This window comes from Streptomyces anulatus (assembly GCF_000721175.1).
Lineage (GTDB): Bacteria > Actinomycetota > Actinomycetes > Streptomycetales > Streptomycetaceae > Streptomyces > Streptomyces anulatus_C.
Window position 1 is genome coordinate 249609 of sequence record NZ_JOEZ01000007.1, and the last position, 16242, is coordinate 265850.

Annotated in this window: 13 protein-coding genes and 2 tRNA genes; 9 read left to right on the forward strand and 6 right to left on the reverse strand. The window is 70.4% G+C overall.

The genetic code is table 11. The features are described 5' to 3' along the window. The first annotated feature begins 17 nt into the window (after nt 1-17). Nucleotides 18-773 carry an AIM24 family protein gene (locus IG90_RS0109570; RefSeq protein ID WP_030580505.1) on the forward strand — a complete coding sequence of 252 codons (756 nt, stop codon included), beginning with the start codon at nt 18-20 and terminating at the stop codon, nt 771-773. A gap of 53 nt (nt 774-826) precedes the next feature. Here the strand turns inward: IG90_RS0109570 and IG90_RS0109575 are convergent, their stop codons facing one another. Next, entirely contained in the window at nt 827-1429 is a 603-nt protein-coding gene (locus tag IG90_RS0109575) for an NUDIX hydrolase (protein ID WP_245170710.1), read from the reverse strand. Further along, the gene (locus tag IG90_RS0109580) at nt 1426-2889 is read right to left on the reverse strand and encodes a zinc-dependent metalloprotease (RefSeq protein ID WP_030580511.1); all 1464 of its coding nucleotides are present in this window, start codon (nt 2887-2889) and stop codon (nt 1426-1428) included. The genes IG90_RS0109575 and IG90_RS0109580 overlap by 4 nt, the downstream gene beginning before the upstream one ends. A gap of 190 nt (nt 2890-3079) precedes the next feature. Here IG90_RS0109580 and IG90_RS0109585 point away from each other — a divergent pair, with 190 nt between their 5' ends. From IG90_RS0109585 to IG90_RS0109595, 3 genes are all read left to right on the forward strand, one after another. After that, entirely contained in the window at nt 3080-4231 is a 1152-nt protein-coding gene (locus IG90_RS0109585; protein ID WP_030580514.1) for an SDR family oxidoreductase, read from the forward strand. 105 nt (nt 4232-4336) lie between these two features. Next, nucleotides 4337-4798: a molybdenum cofactor biosynthesis protein MoaE gene (locus IG90_RS0109590; protein WP_030580517.1), complete on the forward strand. Its 462-nt coding sequence runs from the start codon at nt 4337-4339 to the stop codon at nt 4796-4798. 398 nt (nt 4799-5196) lie between these two features. After that, nucleotides 5197-6312: a YlbL family protein gene (locus IG90_RS0109595; protein WP_030580520.1), complete on the forward strand. Its 1116-nt coding sequence runs from the start codon at nt 5197-5199 to the stop codon at nt 6310-6312. 48 nt (nt 6313-6360) lie between these two features. Here IG90_RS0109595 and IG90_RS0109600 read toward each other — a convergent pair whose 3' ends face one another. Next, nucleotides 6361-6921 (reverse strand): PPA1309 family protein, encoded by a 561-nt coding sequence (locus IG90_RS0109600; RefSeq protein WP_233435969.1) that lies wholly within the window; start codon nt 6919-6921, stop codon nt 6361-6363. 135 nt (nt 6922-7056) lie between these two features. On the opposite strand from IG90_RS0109600, the gene IG90_RS0109605 reads away from it, so the two are divergent. The 4 genes from IG90_RS0109605 to IG90_RS0109620 all read left to right on the forward strand — a co-directional run bounded on the left by IG90_RS0109605 (nt 7057) and on the right by IG90_RS0109620 (nt 12713). Continuing rightward, nucleotides 7057-10092, forward strand: coding sequence for a UPF0182 family protein (locus IG90_RS0109605; RefSeq protein WP_030580526.1), 3036 nt, complete (start codon nt 7057-7059; stop codon nt 10090-10092). Nucleotides 10093-10134: 42 nt separating this feature from the next. Continuing rightward, nucleotides 10135-10211: transfer RNA gene (locus IG90_RS0109610), tRNA-Met, on the forward strand. A 221-nt stretch (nt 10212-10432) separates the two neighbouring features. Further along, on the forward strand, nt 10433-12538 hold the full coding sequence (locus tag IG90_RS0109615; RefSeq protein WP_030580529.1) for a tetratricopeptide repeat protein: 2106 nt from the start codon (nt 10433-10435) through the stop codon (nt 12536-12538). A 101-nt stretch (nt 12539-12639) separates the two neighbouring features. Then, nucleotides 12640-12713 (forward strand) — tRNA-Met (locus IG90_RS0109620). Nucleotides 12714-12822: 109 nt separating this feature from the next. On the opposite strand, the gene IG90_RS0109625 is transcribed toward IG90_RS0109620, so the two are convergent. Further along, nucleotides 12823-13236: a Fur family transcriptional regulator gene (locus IG90_RS0109625; RefSeq protein ID WP_030580532.1), complete on the reverse strand. Its 414-nt coding sequence runs from the start codon at nt 13234-13236 to the stop codon at nt 12823-12825. A gap of 169 nt (nt 13237-13405) precedes the next feature. On the opposite strand from IG90_RS0109625, the gene IG90_RS0109630 reads away from it, so the two are divergent. Further along, nucleotides 13406-14875: a catalase gene (locus IG90_RS0109630; protein ID WP_030580535.1), complete on the forward strand. Its 1470-nt coding sequence runs from the start codon at nt 13406-13408 to the stop codon at nt 14873-14875. 24 nt (nt 14876-14899) lie between these two features. Here IG90_RS0109630 and IG90_RS0109635 read toward each other — a convergent pair whose 3' ends face one another. Next, nucleotides 14900-15298, reverse strand: a complete 399-nt coding sequence (locus IG90_RS0109635) for a CBS domain-containing protein (RefSeq protein ID WP_030580538.1) — start codon at nt 15296-15298, stop codon at nt 14900-14902. A 68-nt stretch (nt 15299-15366) separates the two neighbouring features. Further along, entirely contained in the window at nt 15367-16242 is an 876-nt protein-coding gene (locus IG90_RS0109640) for an inositol monophosphatase family protein (protein WP_078841966.1), read from the reverse strand.

Sequence of the window (16242 nt, forward strand, 5' to 3'; positions counted from 1 at the left end):
GGAAGGGGGAACACATCATGCAGAGTCCGCTTTTCAGCCACACCGAGCAGCAGACCCAGGACCGGTACGCGATCCAGAACCCGCAGCTCCTGCGGGTCTCGCTGACCGGCCAGGACGACGTCCTCGCCCGCAAGGGCGCGATGGTCGCCTACCAGGGGCTGATGGACTTCGACGGGGAATACCAGTCCCAGGGCCAGCGGCGCGCCCGCGCACGTACCGGCGAGGGCCTCGACCTGATGCGCGTGTCCGGCCAGGGCACCGTCTACCTCGCCAACCTCGCGCAGTACATCCACGTCGTGGACGTCGACCGCGAGGGGATGACCGTGGACAGCTCGTACGTCCTCGCGCTCGATTCCTCGCTGCACACCGAGGTCATCGCGGTGGACAGCCAGTACGGGATCTCCGGCAGCGGCAAGTACCAGCTCAACATCTCCGGCACCGGCAAGGTCGCCCTCATGACCTCCGGCCAGCCGCTGATGATGCAGGTCACGCCCGACAAGTACGTCAACGCCGACGCCGACGCGATCGTCGCCTGGTCCAGCTCCCTGCGCGTGCAGATGCAGGCCCAGACGCACTCCACCGGTGTCTTCCGGCGGCGCGGCAACACCGGCGAGGGCTGGGAGCTGAGCTTCCTCGGCCAGGGCTTCGCGCTGGTCCAGCCGAGCGAGGTCCTGCCTCCGCAGAACGCCCAGATCGGCCAGGGCGCCGCCGCCCGGTTCGGCATGGGCCAGCAGGGCGCGCACGGCCAGAACCAGAACAACGCCTGGAACTGACCGGCACCCGCGGAGCACAGCGGTAAGGGGGCGGCCTCGATGGAGGCCGCCCCTCAGAGCCTGTCGACCTCTGACCGGGCGGCCACGCCCTGGCACGCACGCTTCCGGCGTTGCCGAAAGGCCCTGGCAGCTCCGCTACGAGGACCTTTCGGCGCCTTGGAACCGCCCACTCCCGATACGTCCTCGTACCCGAACCAGCGCAGCTCCAGGGACTCCTCGCTGATCCGCTCCGCCGCTCCGGCCGGAGCCAGGGCGGCGTACTGAACATCGAGGTGCCGGTTGCAGGGAGAGGGAATCGGGTGCCGGTCCAGCCGGACCGGTCCGCCGCGCAGCAGGGTGAGCCCAGTGATGCCGGACTCCTCCGTCGCCTCACGGAGCGCCGCCGACTCCAGAGTGGCGTCCTGCTCCTCGCAGTGGCCGCCCATCTGGAGCCACATCCGGAGCTTCCGGTGCAGGGTCAGCAGAACCCTCTCCCGCTCCGGATCGATCACCAGCGCACTGGCCGTCACATGCCCGGCCCCGCACGCCTTCCACATGCCGTCGTCGTGCTGTGCCAGGTGATCCAGGTAGACCCGGCGCAGCTCCGCCTGGTCGCCGGCCTCGTCCGCGGGGGCGTAACCCTTCAGTACGAGGGTGGCGTCGTCGTGCAGGGTCACCGGTCGCGGCCGTCCTTGCCGTCCTCGTCGCCCTCGGCCTCGCCCTCGCCCTCGCCCTGATCGTCTGCCTCGGCCTCGGGGGCCTTCGGCTTGCCGGAGCCCTTCGCCGCCTCGCCGAGCATCTTGTCCAGCTCGGAGAAGTCGGCCTGCTCGTGATGGACGAAGCCGTCCGGGTCGTCCAGGTCGTGCGCCGTCGGCAGCATGTCCGGGTGCGACCAGAGCGCGTCCCGGCCCTCCAGGCCCCGGGCGTCCGTGAGCGAGGCCCACAGGCGCGAGGCGTCCCGCAGCCGGCGCGGACGCAGCTGGAGACCGATGAGCGTGGCGAACGTCTGCTCGGCCGGGCCGCCGGAGGCACGGCGCCTGCGCATCGTCTCGCGCAGCGCGTCGGCCGAGGTCAGCCGGGACTTCGCGGCCTCGTGGACCACCGCGTCCACCCAGCCCTCCACCAGCGCGAGAGCCGTCTCCAGCCGGGCCAGGGACGCCTTCTGCTCGGGCGTGTCCTCGGGCTGGAACATGCCCTGCTGAAGGGCGTCCTGCAGCTGCTCCGGCTGCGAGGGGTCGAACTGGCCGACGACGTCCTCCAGCTTGCTGGTGTCGACCTTGATGCCTCGGGCGTACGCCTCGACGGCACCGAACAGATGCGACCTCAGCCACGGCACATGGGCGAAGAGCCGCTGGTGAGCGGTCTCGCGCAGGGCCAGATACAGCCGGACCTCGTCCTGCGGGACGCTGAGGTCCTTGCCGAACTTCTCCACGTTCAGCGGGAGCAGCGCGGCCTTGCCCGCCGGCCCCAGCGGCAGCCCGATGTCGGTGGAACCCACCACCTCACCGGCCAGCACGCCCACGGCCTGCCCGATCTGCTGGCCGAACATGGCGCCGCCCATGGAGCGCATCATGCCGATCAGCGGGCCCGCCATGGCCTGCATCTCCTCGGGGAGCACATCGCCCATCGCCAGGCCCACCCGCTCGGCCACCGGGTCGACCAGCTGCTGCCAGGCCGGCAGCGAGGCCTCGACCCACTCCGCGCGGCTCCACGCCACGGTGGAGACCGAACCGGAGGGCATCGACGTGACGCCGTCGAGCCAGAGGTCCGCCAGCCGCAGCGCATCGTCGACCGCCGTGCGCTCGGACGGTCCGACGCTGGCGTCCTTGGTGCCGTCCGGGGTGCCCTGCGAGACGGTCTGGCGGGCGATCTGCTTGGCCATGTCCCAGTTCACGGGACCGCCCTCGTAGCTCAGCATCTGGCCGAGCTGCTGGAAGGCCGCGCCGAGATCGTTAGGATTCATCGAGCCGAACATTGCGGCGAACGGGTTGTCCCCGCCCGCCCCCGGCCCGAATCCGAACGGGCCTGCGGGCCCGCCCGCGCTCTGCCCACCTTCGGTGGGGTCCTTCTTCTTGCCCTCGTCGCCGTTCTCCGGCTCCTCCGGCGGAAGGCCGAATCCGAATGGGGTGTCACTCACGGGTTTCCTCGGCTCGTAGGGCCGTCGGCTCGAACCGACGGCGACTGCCCGACATCACCATCCAGCGTAGACACCACGCCCGCTTCGGGCCTCAGTGCTCCGCCGACTCCCGGCCTGCGGCAGGATGGACGCCACCTGGTACGTACGCGTCATTCGGGTACGCACTGAAGACAACCGCTGGAGACGCCCGGTGAGTTCCCCAGATCCGCAGGTTCGCGCAGCGCGAAACCTGACCGACCCGTCACCCGAGAGCACGCCCGAGAAGAAACGCCCCAGGCCCCCCAGAAACCGGGGCCCCGTCGTCGCGGTCACCGGTGCCGCCACCGGCATCGGCGAACTGCTGACCGCCCACCTCGCCGCATCCGACGCGATCAAGCAGGTCATCGCGATCGACGAGCGCCGTGGCGAGGTGTCCGAGGCGACCTGGCACATCCTGGACGTACGGGACCCGGCCATCGCCGAGAAGCTGCGCGGCGCCGACGTCGTCGTGCACCTGGCCCTCGATCTCGACCTGGAGACCGACCCCGCCGCCCGCACCGCGTACAACGTACGCGGCACCCAGACCGTGCTCACCGCCGCGGCCGCCGTCGGGGTCCACCGGGTCGTGCTGTGCACCTCGGCGATGGTCTACGGGGCGCTCGCCGACAACGACGTGCCGCTGTCCGAGGACGCCGAGCTGCGCGCCACCGCGGAGGCCACCGGCGTCGGCGACCTCCTGGAGATCGAGCGGCTCGGCCGCCGGGCCCCGCGCGCCCACCCCGGGCTCAACGTCACCGTCGTGCGCCCCACCGTCCTGATCGGCGGCACCGACACAGCCCTGACCCGCTACTTCGAGTCCCCGCGCCTCCTGGTCGTCGCCGGATCCCGCCCCACCTGGCAGTTCTGCCATGTGGAGGACCTGGTGACGGCCCTGGAGTACGCCGCCCTTGAGAAGATCGACGGCGAGTTCGCGGTCGGCTGCGACGGCTGGCTGGAGCAGGAGGAGGTCGAGGAGCTCAGCGGCGTACGCAGGATGGAGCTGCCCTCCGCCGTCGCGCTCGGGGCCGCCGCCCGGCTGCACCGGATCGGCCTCACCCCGTCCCCGGCGGGCGACCTGGCGTACACGATGCACCCCTGGGTGGTCAGCGTCAGCCGGCTGCACGACGTGGGATGGCGGCCGAAGTGGACGAACGAGGAAGTGCTCGGCGCCCTCCTCGAAGAGGTCGAGGGCCGCCACACGCTCGCCGGACGCCGCCTCGGCCGTAAGGACGCCACCGCCGCCGGAGCCGCCGGAGCCACGGTCGCCCTGCTCGGCGCCGCCGCCGTGGTCCGCCGCGCCCGCAAGGCCCGCCGCCGCATCTGAGCGCCCACCGCGCCCGCGGGCCTGTAGGAGGCTCCAAACCGGCCGGCCGGCCGCCGGTGGAAGAGGCAGTTCCGGGATGTCGGTGCCGTACGGCACGATGGGGGCATGGCACGCAACCACGACCACCCCGGCGAGCACGCGGCAGCGGATCCCATCCGGCTGCTGGCGATCCGGGACACCCCGCTCTCCGTCGACGAGGTCTTCATGGCCGTCGGCGACGACGCGGCGGGCGGCATCGCGCTCTTCGTCGGCACCGTGCGCAACCACGACTCCGGACAGGACGTCGGGGCGCTCGGCTATTCCTGTCACCCTTCGGCCGGGGACGAGCTGCGCCGGGTGGCGGAGAAGGTCGTCGCCGACTTCCCGGTCCGTGCCCTGGCGGCCGTCCACCGAGTGGGTGAACTGGAGGTGGGCGATCTGGCCGTGGTCGTCGCCGTCGCCTGCCCGCACCGCGCCGAGGCCTTCGAGGCCTGCCGCAGGCTCATCGACGACCTCAAGCACGAGGTTCCGATCTGGAAGCACCAGCGCTTCTCGGACGGCACGGAGGAGTGGGTCGGAGCCTGCTGAGCGCAAACCGCACGGGGGCGCATCAGCCCCGATTTGCGTAACGGCACCCCCGCCACGAGCGTTGGTCTTCCGGATCGTTAATCTGCTGATCGGGCATCCGGTCGCTCATGGGGTAGGGAGGTCGTGATGGCGGCACTCGCTTGGCTGTTGATTCCACTTTTCGCTGCCGTCGGCGGTGCGATATGGGCGAGTTGGGCTGCCCGCAATCGCACGACCGGCGATGTCACCGAACTCGCCGGGTACGCCAGGTTCCGTGACGCGATGGAGAAATCGCACTCCGGTTCCGAGGCTCTCTGAGACCGCCGCACGCCGCGTGACCACCTTCCGCCGCGTTCCGGCCGCCTCGTACGAACCGGCCCCGACAGTGCACTGACAGGCCCTTCCCGTACTGTCGTTCCATGCCACGCCGCACCGCGACGATGCTCGCCTCCACCCTCATCCTCATCGCGCTGCTCTGCGCAGGCGTGCTGATCAAAGTGCCGTATGCGGAGATGTCTCCCGGACCGACGGTCAACACCCTCGGTGAAGCGCGTGGCGAGCCCGTTCTGCAGATCTCCGGTCGCAAGACGTACCCGGCCTCCGGTCATCTCAACATGACGACGGTCCGCGTCACCGGAGCGGACTACCGGATGAACATCGTCGAGGCCGTCTACGGCTGGCTGGCGCACGACAGCGTCGTGGTGCCGCACGACACGCTCTACCCGGACGGCAAGACCGAGGAGCAGTCCACCCAGGAGAACGCCGAGGAGTTCAGCCAGTCCCAGGAGAGCGCCAAGGTGGCCGCCCTGAAGGAGCTGGACATCCCGGTCTCCACGCAGGTCGTGGTCTCCACGGTGGTCAAGGGCAGCCCCTCCGAGGACAAGCTGCACGCGGGGGACGTGATCAAGGCCGTCGACGGCACGGCGGTGAAGGAGCCCGGCGACGTCGCGGAGCTCGTCACCAAGCACCAGCCGGGCGAGGACGTCACTTTCACCATCGTCCCGGCGAAGGAGGCCGCCGCGGCCGAGAAGGCCGGCCGTGACCCCGAGGGCAGCGAGAAGATCACCATCAGGACCGTGAAGGCTCCCGCCGCCGAGGACGGTGGCGAGGAGGAGGGGAAGGACCGGGCGATCGTCGGGATCAGGGCCGGGACGGACCACACGTTCCCGTTCGAGATCGACATCAAGCTCGCGGACGTCGGCGGGCCGAGCGCCGGGCTGATGTTCTCCCTGGGCATCATCGACAAGCTCACCCGGGGCGATCTGACCGGCGGCAAGTTCGTCGCCGGCACCGGCACCATCGACGACGCGGGCAAGGTCGGCCCGATCGGTGGCATCAACATGAAGCTGGTCGGCGCCCGCGGCGCCGGTGCCCGCTACTTCCTCACGCCCGACGACAACTGCGCGTCGGCAGCGGCCGACACCCCCAGCGGCCTCACGCTGGTGCGGGTCAGGACCATCGAGGACGCCACGAAGTCGCTTGAGCAGATCCGCGCGGGGAAGACCGCCGGCCTGCCGAGCTGCTCGACCGGCTGACGGCCGCGCCGCCCGGGAACCGTACGAAGGCCCCGGGCAGCGGCCGGATCAGGACTCGAACGTCGCCGCGAGCGCCTCGGCGAGGCCGGGCACCAGACCGGCGCCGGTCAGCACCTCGGTGGGGGAGTCCTTCTCGCGCAGCCGTACGGCGGACTCGCGTGCCCCGTCCCGCAGGACCGCCACGGTCATCCGCACCTCCTGCCGGTCGGGGTGCTTGGCCACCCACTGGGTCAGCTGCTTGTCGCTGAGACCATCCGGCACGGAGGCCTCGGCGGACGGCGGCAGCATCAGCCGCTCCACCGTCATGGCGCAGCCGACCACGGCGTCGGGCCAGGCGATCGTGCCGAGGAAGTCGTCGAGCGCGGTGCCCGGGGGAAGTTCGTCCTGCTCGATCGGGGTGAGCGCGGCGACGGACGAGCTGGGGTCCTCAAGGCCCAGCTGAGCGGCGAGACCGGGTTCCTGGACCCTTAGCCGGGCGGTGTCGACCAAGGCGAACAGCCGGGCGGGCTGGTCCCAGCCGAGGTTGGAGGCATAGGCGTCGATTTCGAGGACGGCGACGGTGAGCGGACTCGCGGCCATCGGGGGTCCTGAGGGGGAAACGTTGGGCATGGGCAATATCCTGCCTCCTTCCGCCCCGGGAACGGGAACTAGGTAAAGCTTCAGTAAGTTGCATAGGTGGGCTCCAGGATCGCTGGGCCTGTCCACACGACCGCGAACTTCGAGGTGCGCACGTTGGCTTTCCAGATGCCGGACCGCGGCGGAGGCCCGACCGGGCCACGGATCAGAGTCGGCCGCCCGTCCCGGCGCGCCCGTACCCTGCTCATGACGTTGGGTGTCCTGGCGGTTCTCGCCATGGCCTTCGTCATGTTCGCCGGGTTCTGGACGGACTGGCTCTGGTACAGGTCGGTCGCGTATTCATCCGTCTTCACCACCACCCTGTGGACCAAGATCGGGCTGTTCCTCGTCTTCGGACTGCTGATGGCGATCGCCATCGGTGTGAACATCTGGCTCGCACACCGGCTCAGGCCGCCGCTGAGCGCGATGTCGCTGGAACAGCAGAGCCTGGACCGCTACCGCATGAGCATCGCCCCCTACAAGAAGTGGGTGCTGCTCGCCGCCACGGCGCTCGTCGGGCTGATCGCCGGAGCCTCCGCCTCCGGCCAGTGGCGTACGTGGCTGATGTACGTCAACGGCGTTGCGTTCGGGCAGAAGGACCCCCAGTTCCAGCTGGACGTCTCCTTCTTCGCCTTCGACCTGCCGTGGTACCGCTTCCTGCTGGGCTTCGGCTTCGCGGCGACCGTGCTCGCGCTGATCGCCGCCGCGCTGACCCACTATCTGTACGGCGGGCTGCGCATCACCAGCCCCGGCGCCCGCGCCACCGGGGCGGCCACCGGCCACCTCTCGGTGCTGCTCGGCATCTTCGTCTCCCTGAAGGCCGTGGCGTACTGGCTCGACCGGTACGGGCTGGCAGTGAAGTCCAGTGACTTCAAGGCCACCGACAACTGGACGGGTCTGCGGTACGTCGACGCCAACGCCTATCTCCCGGCGAAGACCATCCTGTTCTGCATCGCCGCGATCTGCGCGGTGCTGTTCTTCGCGACGCTGTGGCGCCGCACCTGGCAGCTGCCGGTCATCGGCTTCGGCCTGATGGTGCTCTCGGCGATCCTGATCGGCGGGCTCTACCCGGCGATCGTGCAGAAGTTCCAGGTCCAGCCGAACGAGCAGGCCAAGGAAGCGCCGTTCATCCAGAAGAACATCAATGCCACGCGCGACGCGTACGACATCGATGACGCCAAGGTGGACGACTACGACGGTCAGGCGAGCACGAACGACGACACCAAGCTGCGGGCCGCGGCAAACACCGCTGCCAGCTACCGGGTGATGGACCCCAACGTCGTCTCCCCGGCCTTCCAGCAGCTCCAGCAGCGGAGGAACTACTACCAGTTCCCCAAGACGCTGGACGTCGACCGCTACAAGGGCAAGGACGGCAAGGAGCAGGACACCGTCATCGGCCTGCGTGAGCTGAACATCCAGGGCCTGCCCAAGCGGAACTGGATCAACGACCACTTCACGTACACCCACGGTTACGGCGCCATCGCGGCCCGCGGCACCACCACCGGCACCAACCCGACGGGGTCTCCGGACTTCACCGAGTCGGGTCTGCCCTCCACCGGTGAGTTCGGGAAGTACGAGCAGCGGATCTACTACGGCGAGAAGACCGAGCAGTACTCCATCGTCGGCGGGCCCCAGAAGGAGCTCGACTACGAGGAGGACGGCGAGAAGACCACGAGCTACGAGGGCGACAGCGGGGTCAGTCTCTCCAACGCCTTCAACCGTGCCGCGTACGCGGTCTCCTTCAGCGAGCCGCAGATCATGTACTCGGGAGCCATCGGTGACGGCTCGCGGATCCTGTACAACCGCACGCCCAAGGAGCGCGTCGAGGCGGTCGCCCCCTGGCTGACCATCGACGGCGACGCCTACCCGGCGGTCGTCGACGGCCGGATCCAGTGGATCGTCGACGCGTACACCACGAGCAACGGCTACCCGTACGCGTCCCGGACGACGCTCGGCGACACCACGGCCGACTCGCTGACCACCAACCAGCGCGCGGTCGTCGCCCAGCAGAACCAGGTCAACTACATCCGCAACTCGGTGAAGGCCACCGTCGACGCGTACGACGGCAAGGTCAAGCTCTACGAGTGGGACACCGAGGACCCGGTCCTCAAGACCTGGCGCAAGGCGTTCCCGGGGACGGTCGAGCCCCGCGGTGACATCCCGCAGGACCTCATGGACCACCTGCGGTATCCGCAGGACCTCTTCAAGGTCCAGCGCGAGCTGCTCACCCGCTACCACGTCGAGGACCCCGCGCAGTTCTACAGCGGCTCCGACGCGTGGCAGGTGCCGGACGACCCGACCAACAAGGAGCCGGGCTCCGTTCCGCCGTACTACCTGAGCATGAAGATGCCGGGCCAGAACGAGCAGCAGTTCTCGCTGACCACCACGTTCACTCCCAGAGGGCGCCCCAACCTGGGGGCCTTCATGGCGGTGAACGCGGACGCGGCCAGCAAGGACTACGGCACGATGCGGCTGCTGCGGGTCACCTCCACGGTGAAGGGCCCGGGCCAGGTGCAGAGTGAGCTCAACGGCAACGACGACGTCGCCGAGTTCGTGAGGAACCTCAAGGGCACCGACTCGGACATCGAGTACGGCAACCTCCTGACGGTTCCGCTGGAGGGCGGGTTCCTCTACATCGAGCCGGTCTACACGCGCGGTGGCAACCAGAACTACCCGCTGCTGCGCAAGGTGGCCGCCTCGTACGGTTCGAAGATCGTCTTCGAGAACAACCTCGCGGACGCGCTCAACGCCGTCTTCGGGGCCGAGGACGACGGGACCACGACACCGCCGGAGTCCGATGATCCGCCGGGCGAGACCGATGAGCCCCCGGCCACCGGCAGCGCCGCGCTCAAGAAGGCCATCGCGGACGCCCAGAAGGCGTACTCCGACGGTGAGAAGGCGCTGAAGGAGCAGGACTGGCCGGCTTACGGCAAGGCCCAGGAGGCTCTCCAGGAGGCGCTTGAACGAGCCGCCGCCGCGCAGCCCAAGGCGGGCAGCGAGGGGGACAAGGCCGACAACGCCGAGAAGCCGGCGGGTGATGCCAAGCCGGACAGCTCGGCCGAGCCCGCGAGCGCGGTCGAGCCGGCGGACGCGGACAAGTCGGATCCGGCGAGGAAGCCCGATGCGGCCGACGGAGCCGACAAGGGCTCCGACCAGGGCAGCTGAGAAAAGTCCACCCCGCGTCGTGGTACGGTTTGAACACAACGACGCGGGGTGGAGCAGCTCGGTAGCTCGCTGGGCTCATAACCCAGAGGTCGCAGGTTCAAATCCTGTCCCCGCTACCAAAAGGCCAAGGCCCGGATCCCAAGGGATCCGGGCCTTCGTCATGTCCGTAGTGCGTGAGGCCGTGTCGATCCCAGGCTGTGGGCGTGAAGTGCGTTTCGCTGGGCAGCAGTTGCTTCCGGACGTGTTTGACTTGTCTCCCTGTGGGCATGTCGACAAAACGCTGTAGTGACCTCACTGGCCGCGATATACCAGGTGTACGCGGGTTACAGGTGGTGCGACGATGGTATTTATGGGGGACAGGGCAACTCTGTTGGAGACAGGGCGGTTTGTGCAGCAGCGCGGCCAAGATGCTGAAAGCGCGGTAGACGCGGCTTTCGTTGCTGCCATCGCAGGGGCGGGCGCACCGGTCCAGCGGACCGGCGCCACTGACCCGGCCGCCGCCGCGAGCCCGTCCGGCGAGGACACCACGGACGCGGTCGACGCCGCGGACAGCGCCGAGAGCGAGGCGCGCCACCGGCGCGCCGCCGACGCGGGGGACACCGCGTCCATGAGCGTCCTGGGTGCGCTGCTGCTGCGCCGGGGCGAGCTGGACAGTGCCGAGCGGTATCTGCGCGCCGCCACCGCCGACGGGGACCGGGCCGCCGCGAACAACCTGGGCGTCCTGCTGCACCAGCGCGGCTACCCGGACGAGGCCGCGGGCTGGTGGCGCATCGCCGCCGTGGCCGGCTCCGCCGCCGCCGCGCACGCGCTCGGCCGGCACTTCCGCGAGCGCGGCGACGAGCCCGGCGCGGAGTACTGGCTGCGCCAGTCCGCCGAGCAGGGCCACGCGCTGGGCGCGTACGCGCTGGCCGACCTCCTGGAGCACCGCAGCGACGTCGGCGCCGAGCGCTGGCTGCGCGCCGCCGCCGAGCAGGGGCACCGCGAGGCCGCCTACCGGCTGGCCCGCGCCCTGGAGCGGAAGGCCGTCGAGGACCCGCACGACGCCTTCGGCCTGGGCCGGGGCACCGTATCCGGGCGGACCGGGTCGGGCCTGGGGCTGCCCGGCGGCCCGTCCGCGCCCGCCGTCCCGGGCCTGCTGGCGACGGACTCGGCGGCCGCCAGGAGCGCGAGTGCCAGGGGCGTGGCTGCCAGGAGCGCGGCCGACGGCGACAGCCCCGTGGCGGGCCCCACCGCCGGCCGGGTCGGCGAGGCCGAGCAGTGGTACCGCCAGGCCGCCGCCCGGGGCCACCGGCGTGCCGCCCTGCACCTCGGCGCGATCCTGGAGCAGCGCGGCGAGCTCAAGGAGGCCGGGCGCTGGTACCTCAACTCCGCCAAGGACGGCGAGCCGCGCGCCGCCTGCGCGCTGGGCTTCCTGCTGCGTGACGCCGGCGACGAGGAGAGCGCCGCCGTGTGGTGGCTGCGCGCCGCCCAGGACGGCGACGGCAACGCCGCCAACGCGCTCGGCGCGCTGCACGCCGCACGCGGTGAGCAGCAGACCGCCGAGCGCTGGTACCGGGCCGCCATGGACGCCGGTGACGTCAACGGGGCGTACAACCTCGGGCTGCTCTGCGCCGCCCAGGACCGCACCCCGCAGGCCGAGCAGTGGTACCGCCGCGCCGCGTACGCCGGACACCGCGAGGCCGCCAACGCGCTCGCGGTGCTGCTCCTCCAGGCGGGCGACCACACCGGGGCCGAGCCCTGGTTCTCCAAGGCGGCCGAGGCGGGCAGCGTCGACGCGGCCTTCAACCTCGGCATCCTGCACGCCGGGCGCGACGAGGACCGTACGGCGCTGGGCTGGTACGAGCGTGCCGCGGCGGCCGGGCACACGGACGCGGCGCTCCAGGTCGGCATGGCCCTGCTGCGCGACGGCGACGACCGGGAGGCCGAGCGACACCTGCGCTGTGCGGCGGGCGGTGGCAGCGCCGAGGCCGCGTTCCGGCTGGCCGGGGTGCTGGACGCGCGCCAGCCGCCGCCGGGTCCGCCCGCGCTGGGCGAGCCGATGCCGGAGAAGACCGAGTGCGAGGAGTGGTACGAGCGGGCCGCTCAGCAGGGCCACCGCCGCGCCCAGGTCCGGGTCGGCATGCTCGCCGCCGCCCGTGGGGACGTGGAGAGCGCCGCCCACTGGTACCGGGAGGCGGCCGAGGCGGGCAGCCGCAACGGGGCCTTCAACCTCGGGCTGCTGCTGGCCCGTGAGGGCAGTGAGCGGGAGGCTGCCCTGTGGTGGAGCCGTGCCGCCGGCGCCGGACACGGCCGTGCCGCGCTGCGCCTGGCGCTCCTCGCCGCCCGGCGGGGCGAGCTGACCGAGGGGCAGCGCTGGTGCGCGCGGGCGGTGGAGCTGGGCCCGGCCGAGGTGGCCGAGCGGGCCGCGCGGCTGCGCGAGGCGCTGCACCAGGAGCTGACCGCTTAGCGCCGCACGGCAACGCTGCACGGCCCGCGCGGGCCGTGCCCGGGGCCGGTGTGAATGAATTTGCGCCGTTCGACCTGCTGGCGTAACGTTGCATTCACCGACGCGGGGTGGAGCAGCTCGGTAGCTCGCTGGGCTCATAACCCAGAGGTCGCAGGTTCAAATCCTGTCCCCGCTACTGAAGGACGAAGGCCCGGATCTCATCGAGATCCGGGCCTTCGTCATGTCCGGCGACCGTAGAAGCCCGGCCCGCCCGTCGAACGGACGGGCCGGGCTTCGGGTTCGGCTCAGGCGGCGCAGTTCGGACAGATGCCGCGGTACGTCACCTCGACGCCGGAGACCGTGAAGCCGTAGCGCTCGCCCGCGGGCAGGTCCGCCAGTGGGTTGCCCGCGGGGTGGACGTCCCTGATGGCGCCGCACCGCGCACACACCAGGTGGTGGTGCGGGCGGTGTGCGTTCGGGTCGTAGCGCTTGGCCCGGCGGTCGGTGGAGACCTCCAGCACCTCGCCGAGGGACACCATCTCCCCGAGGGTGTTGTAGACGGTGGCGCGCGAGATCTCGGGGAGCCGGGAAACGGCCCTCGCGTGGACCTCGTCCGCCGTCAGGTGCACGTGGTCCCCGTCGAGGACCTCGGCCACGACACGCCGCTGCGCCGTCATGCGCCAGCCGCGTCCACGAAGTCGTTCCAGCAGGTCGCTCATGGGGTCAGCCTAACAGTGGCGGGATCGAGTCCCGATCGAGTGTGACTTTGGATGTTCGCTTGACTTAGACATTGTCCATTGTAGGATCGAGTTCGGCATACGCCAAGGGACAGGCTGTGCGGAACATCGGCCCGGCGAACGAGGCCGGCCGATCACCGAAGTGCAGGACATGACGCAGGAGGCGCACGTGACGCAGGGACCGCTCACCACGGAGGCCGGAGCTCCGGTCGCGGACAACCAGAACAGCGAGACCGCGGGCGTCGGCGGTCCGGTTCTCGTCCAGGACCAGGCGCTGCTGGAGAAGCTCGCCCACTTCAACCGTGAGCGCATTCCGGAGCGCATCGTGCACGCCCGCGGCGCCGGTGCGTACGGCACGTTCACGCTGACCCAGGACGTCTCGCGGTGGACCCGGGCGAAGTTCCTCTCCGAGGTCGGCAAGCAGACCGAGACCTTCCTGCGCTTCTCCACCGTCGCGGGCAACCTCGGCTCCGCCGACGCCGTCCGCGACCCCCGCGGCTTCGCGCTGAAGTTCTACACCGAAGAGGGCAACTACGATCTCGTCGGCAACAACACCCCGGTGTTCTTCATCAAGGACGCCATCAAGTTCCCCGACTTCATCCACACCCAGAAGCGCGACCCGTACACCGGCTCGCAGGAGGCGGACAACGTCTGGGACTTCTGGGGGCTGTCGCCGGAGTCGACGCACCAGGTGACCTGGCTCTTCGGCGACCGCGGCATCCCGGCCACGCTGCGCCACATGAACGGGTACGGCTCGCACACCTACCAGTGGAACAACGAGGCCGGCGAGGTCTTCTGGGTCAAGTACCACTTCAAGACCGACCAGGGCATCAAGAACCTCACCCAGGACGAGGCCAACAAGCTCGCCGGCGAGGACCCCGACAGCCACCAGCGCGATCTGCGCGAGGCGATCGAGCGCGGTGACTTCCCGTCCTGGACGGTGCAGGTCCAGATCATGCCCGCGGCCGACGCGGCCACGTACCGCTTCAACCCGTTCGACCTCACCAAGGTGTGGCCGCACGCGGACTACCCGCCGATCGAGATCGGCGAGCTGGAGCTTAACCGCAACCCGGAGAACATCTTCGCCGAGGTCGAGCAGTCGATCTTCAGCCCCGCGCACTTCGTGCCGGGCATCGGCCCGTCCCCGGACAAGATGCTCCAGGGCCGCCTCTTCGCGTACGGCGACGCCCACCGCTACCGCGTCGGCATCAACGCCGACCACCTGCCGGTGAACCGCCCGCACGCCACCGAGGCGCGGACCAACAGCAGGGACGGCTTCCTCTACGACGGCCGTCACAAGGGCGCCAAGAACTACGAGCCGAACAGCTTCGGCGGCCCGTTCCAGACCGACCGGCCGCTGTGGCAGCCGCTCCCGCTCACCGGCACCACCGGTAACACCGAGGCCCCCAGCCACGCCGAGGACAACGACTTCGTCCAGGCCGGCGACCTCTACCGGCTCTTCTCCGAGGACGAGAAGGTCCGGCTGGTCGAGAACCTCGCCGGGTTCATCGCCAAGGTCTCGCGCGACGACATCGCCGAGCGCGCGATCAACAACTTCCGCCAGGCGGACGGCGACTTCGGCAAGCGGCTGGAAGCCGCGGTCCAGGCCCTTCGCGGCTGACCGGACGCCTGTCGTCGGCCGGTGTCAGCCGGTGGCCGCGGCCGTACGGCGCGCGGGCGCCCAGCAACGGATGATGTCGCGCACCGACACGATGCCCACCGGGCCGTCGCCGTCGAGCACGATCAGATGCCGGAACCCGCCGTGCGTCATGGCTTCCGCGGCCTCCTCCAGGGTCCAGGCCGGGGCGGCGAACACCACGTCGGTGGTGGTGTGGGCGGACGCGGTCTCCCGGTCGGGGTCCATCCCCGATCCGATCGCGTCGAGGATGTCGCGCTCGGTGATGATGCCGAGCCCGCAGGTGTCCGGGTCGTGGACGACAGCTGCCCCGATGCGACGGGCCGACATCAGCCGGGCCGCCTGGCGGAGCGTATGGGTGGGGCCGATGGTGAGGACCACCGTGCTCATGGCGTCACGGACGAGCATGAAACGAGCCACCTCCTCGGTGAGCCGACTCTGTGAGTCGATTCACAAGTTCACAAGTGGGGGGACTCTCAGAGTTGCACCCTTGAGGCGGGTCGACAAGGGGTGGATCGGTGCGAACCGGGGGAGTGCGCACGCATGTGCCGCACCCCCCGGCGCCCCGTGACACACGCCCTGGGGCGTGTTTCGAAAGTCCCGCCTGCTCGGCGACGCCTGGCACGCACGCTCGCCGCGTTGTCGGGATCACCCCGGTACATCCGGTATCGGGGCGACCCTCGCTCCGCGCAGATGTCCACGGAACCCTCCGCGACCATCATGTACGGCCAGAAGTCGCCGTATCCCCGCGTCCGCCAGCAGGCCCGGGTGAGGTCCAGGAGGCCGTCCAGACGGCCCTGCGCCTCCCAGCCGGACAATGAGGAGAAGGCGAACGAGGCGTCGGCGATCCGCTCCACCTGCGACACCTGCATCCTGGTCGCGGAGGTGAGGCTGCGGCCGGTGAACGCGCCCGCGCCCTTCGCCGCCCACCAGCGCCGGTTCAGCGCGGGCGCGGAGACCACGCCCATCACCGGCTGGAAGCCTCCCCCACTCTCGTCTTCGCTCGAACGCGAGGTGCCTCCTCCGTCCGCCACCATCAGCGAGATCAGCGTCGCCCACACCGGCACGCCGCGCACGTAGTTCTTGGTGCCGTCGATCGGGTCGATCACCCAGCGCCGCGGTCCGCTGCCCTCGACCCCGTACTCCTCGCCCAGGATCGCGTCCCTCGGGCGGGCCCGCTGCAGGTGGCCGCGGATCAGCTCCTCGGCGGCCTTGTCGGCCTCGCTCACCGGCGTCATGTCCGGCTTGGTCTCCACCTTCAGGTCGAGGGCCTTGAACCGGTCCATCGTCGCGGCGTCGGCTGCGTCCGCCAGCACGTGGGCGAGGCGCAGATCATCGTGGTAGTCGGGCAT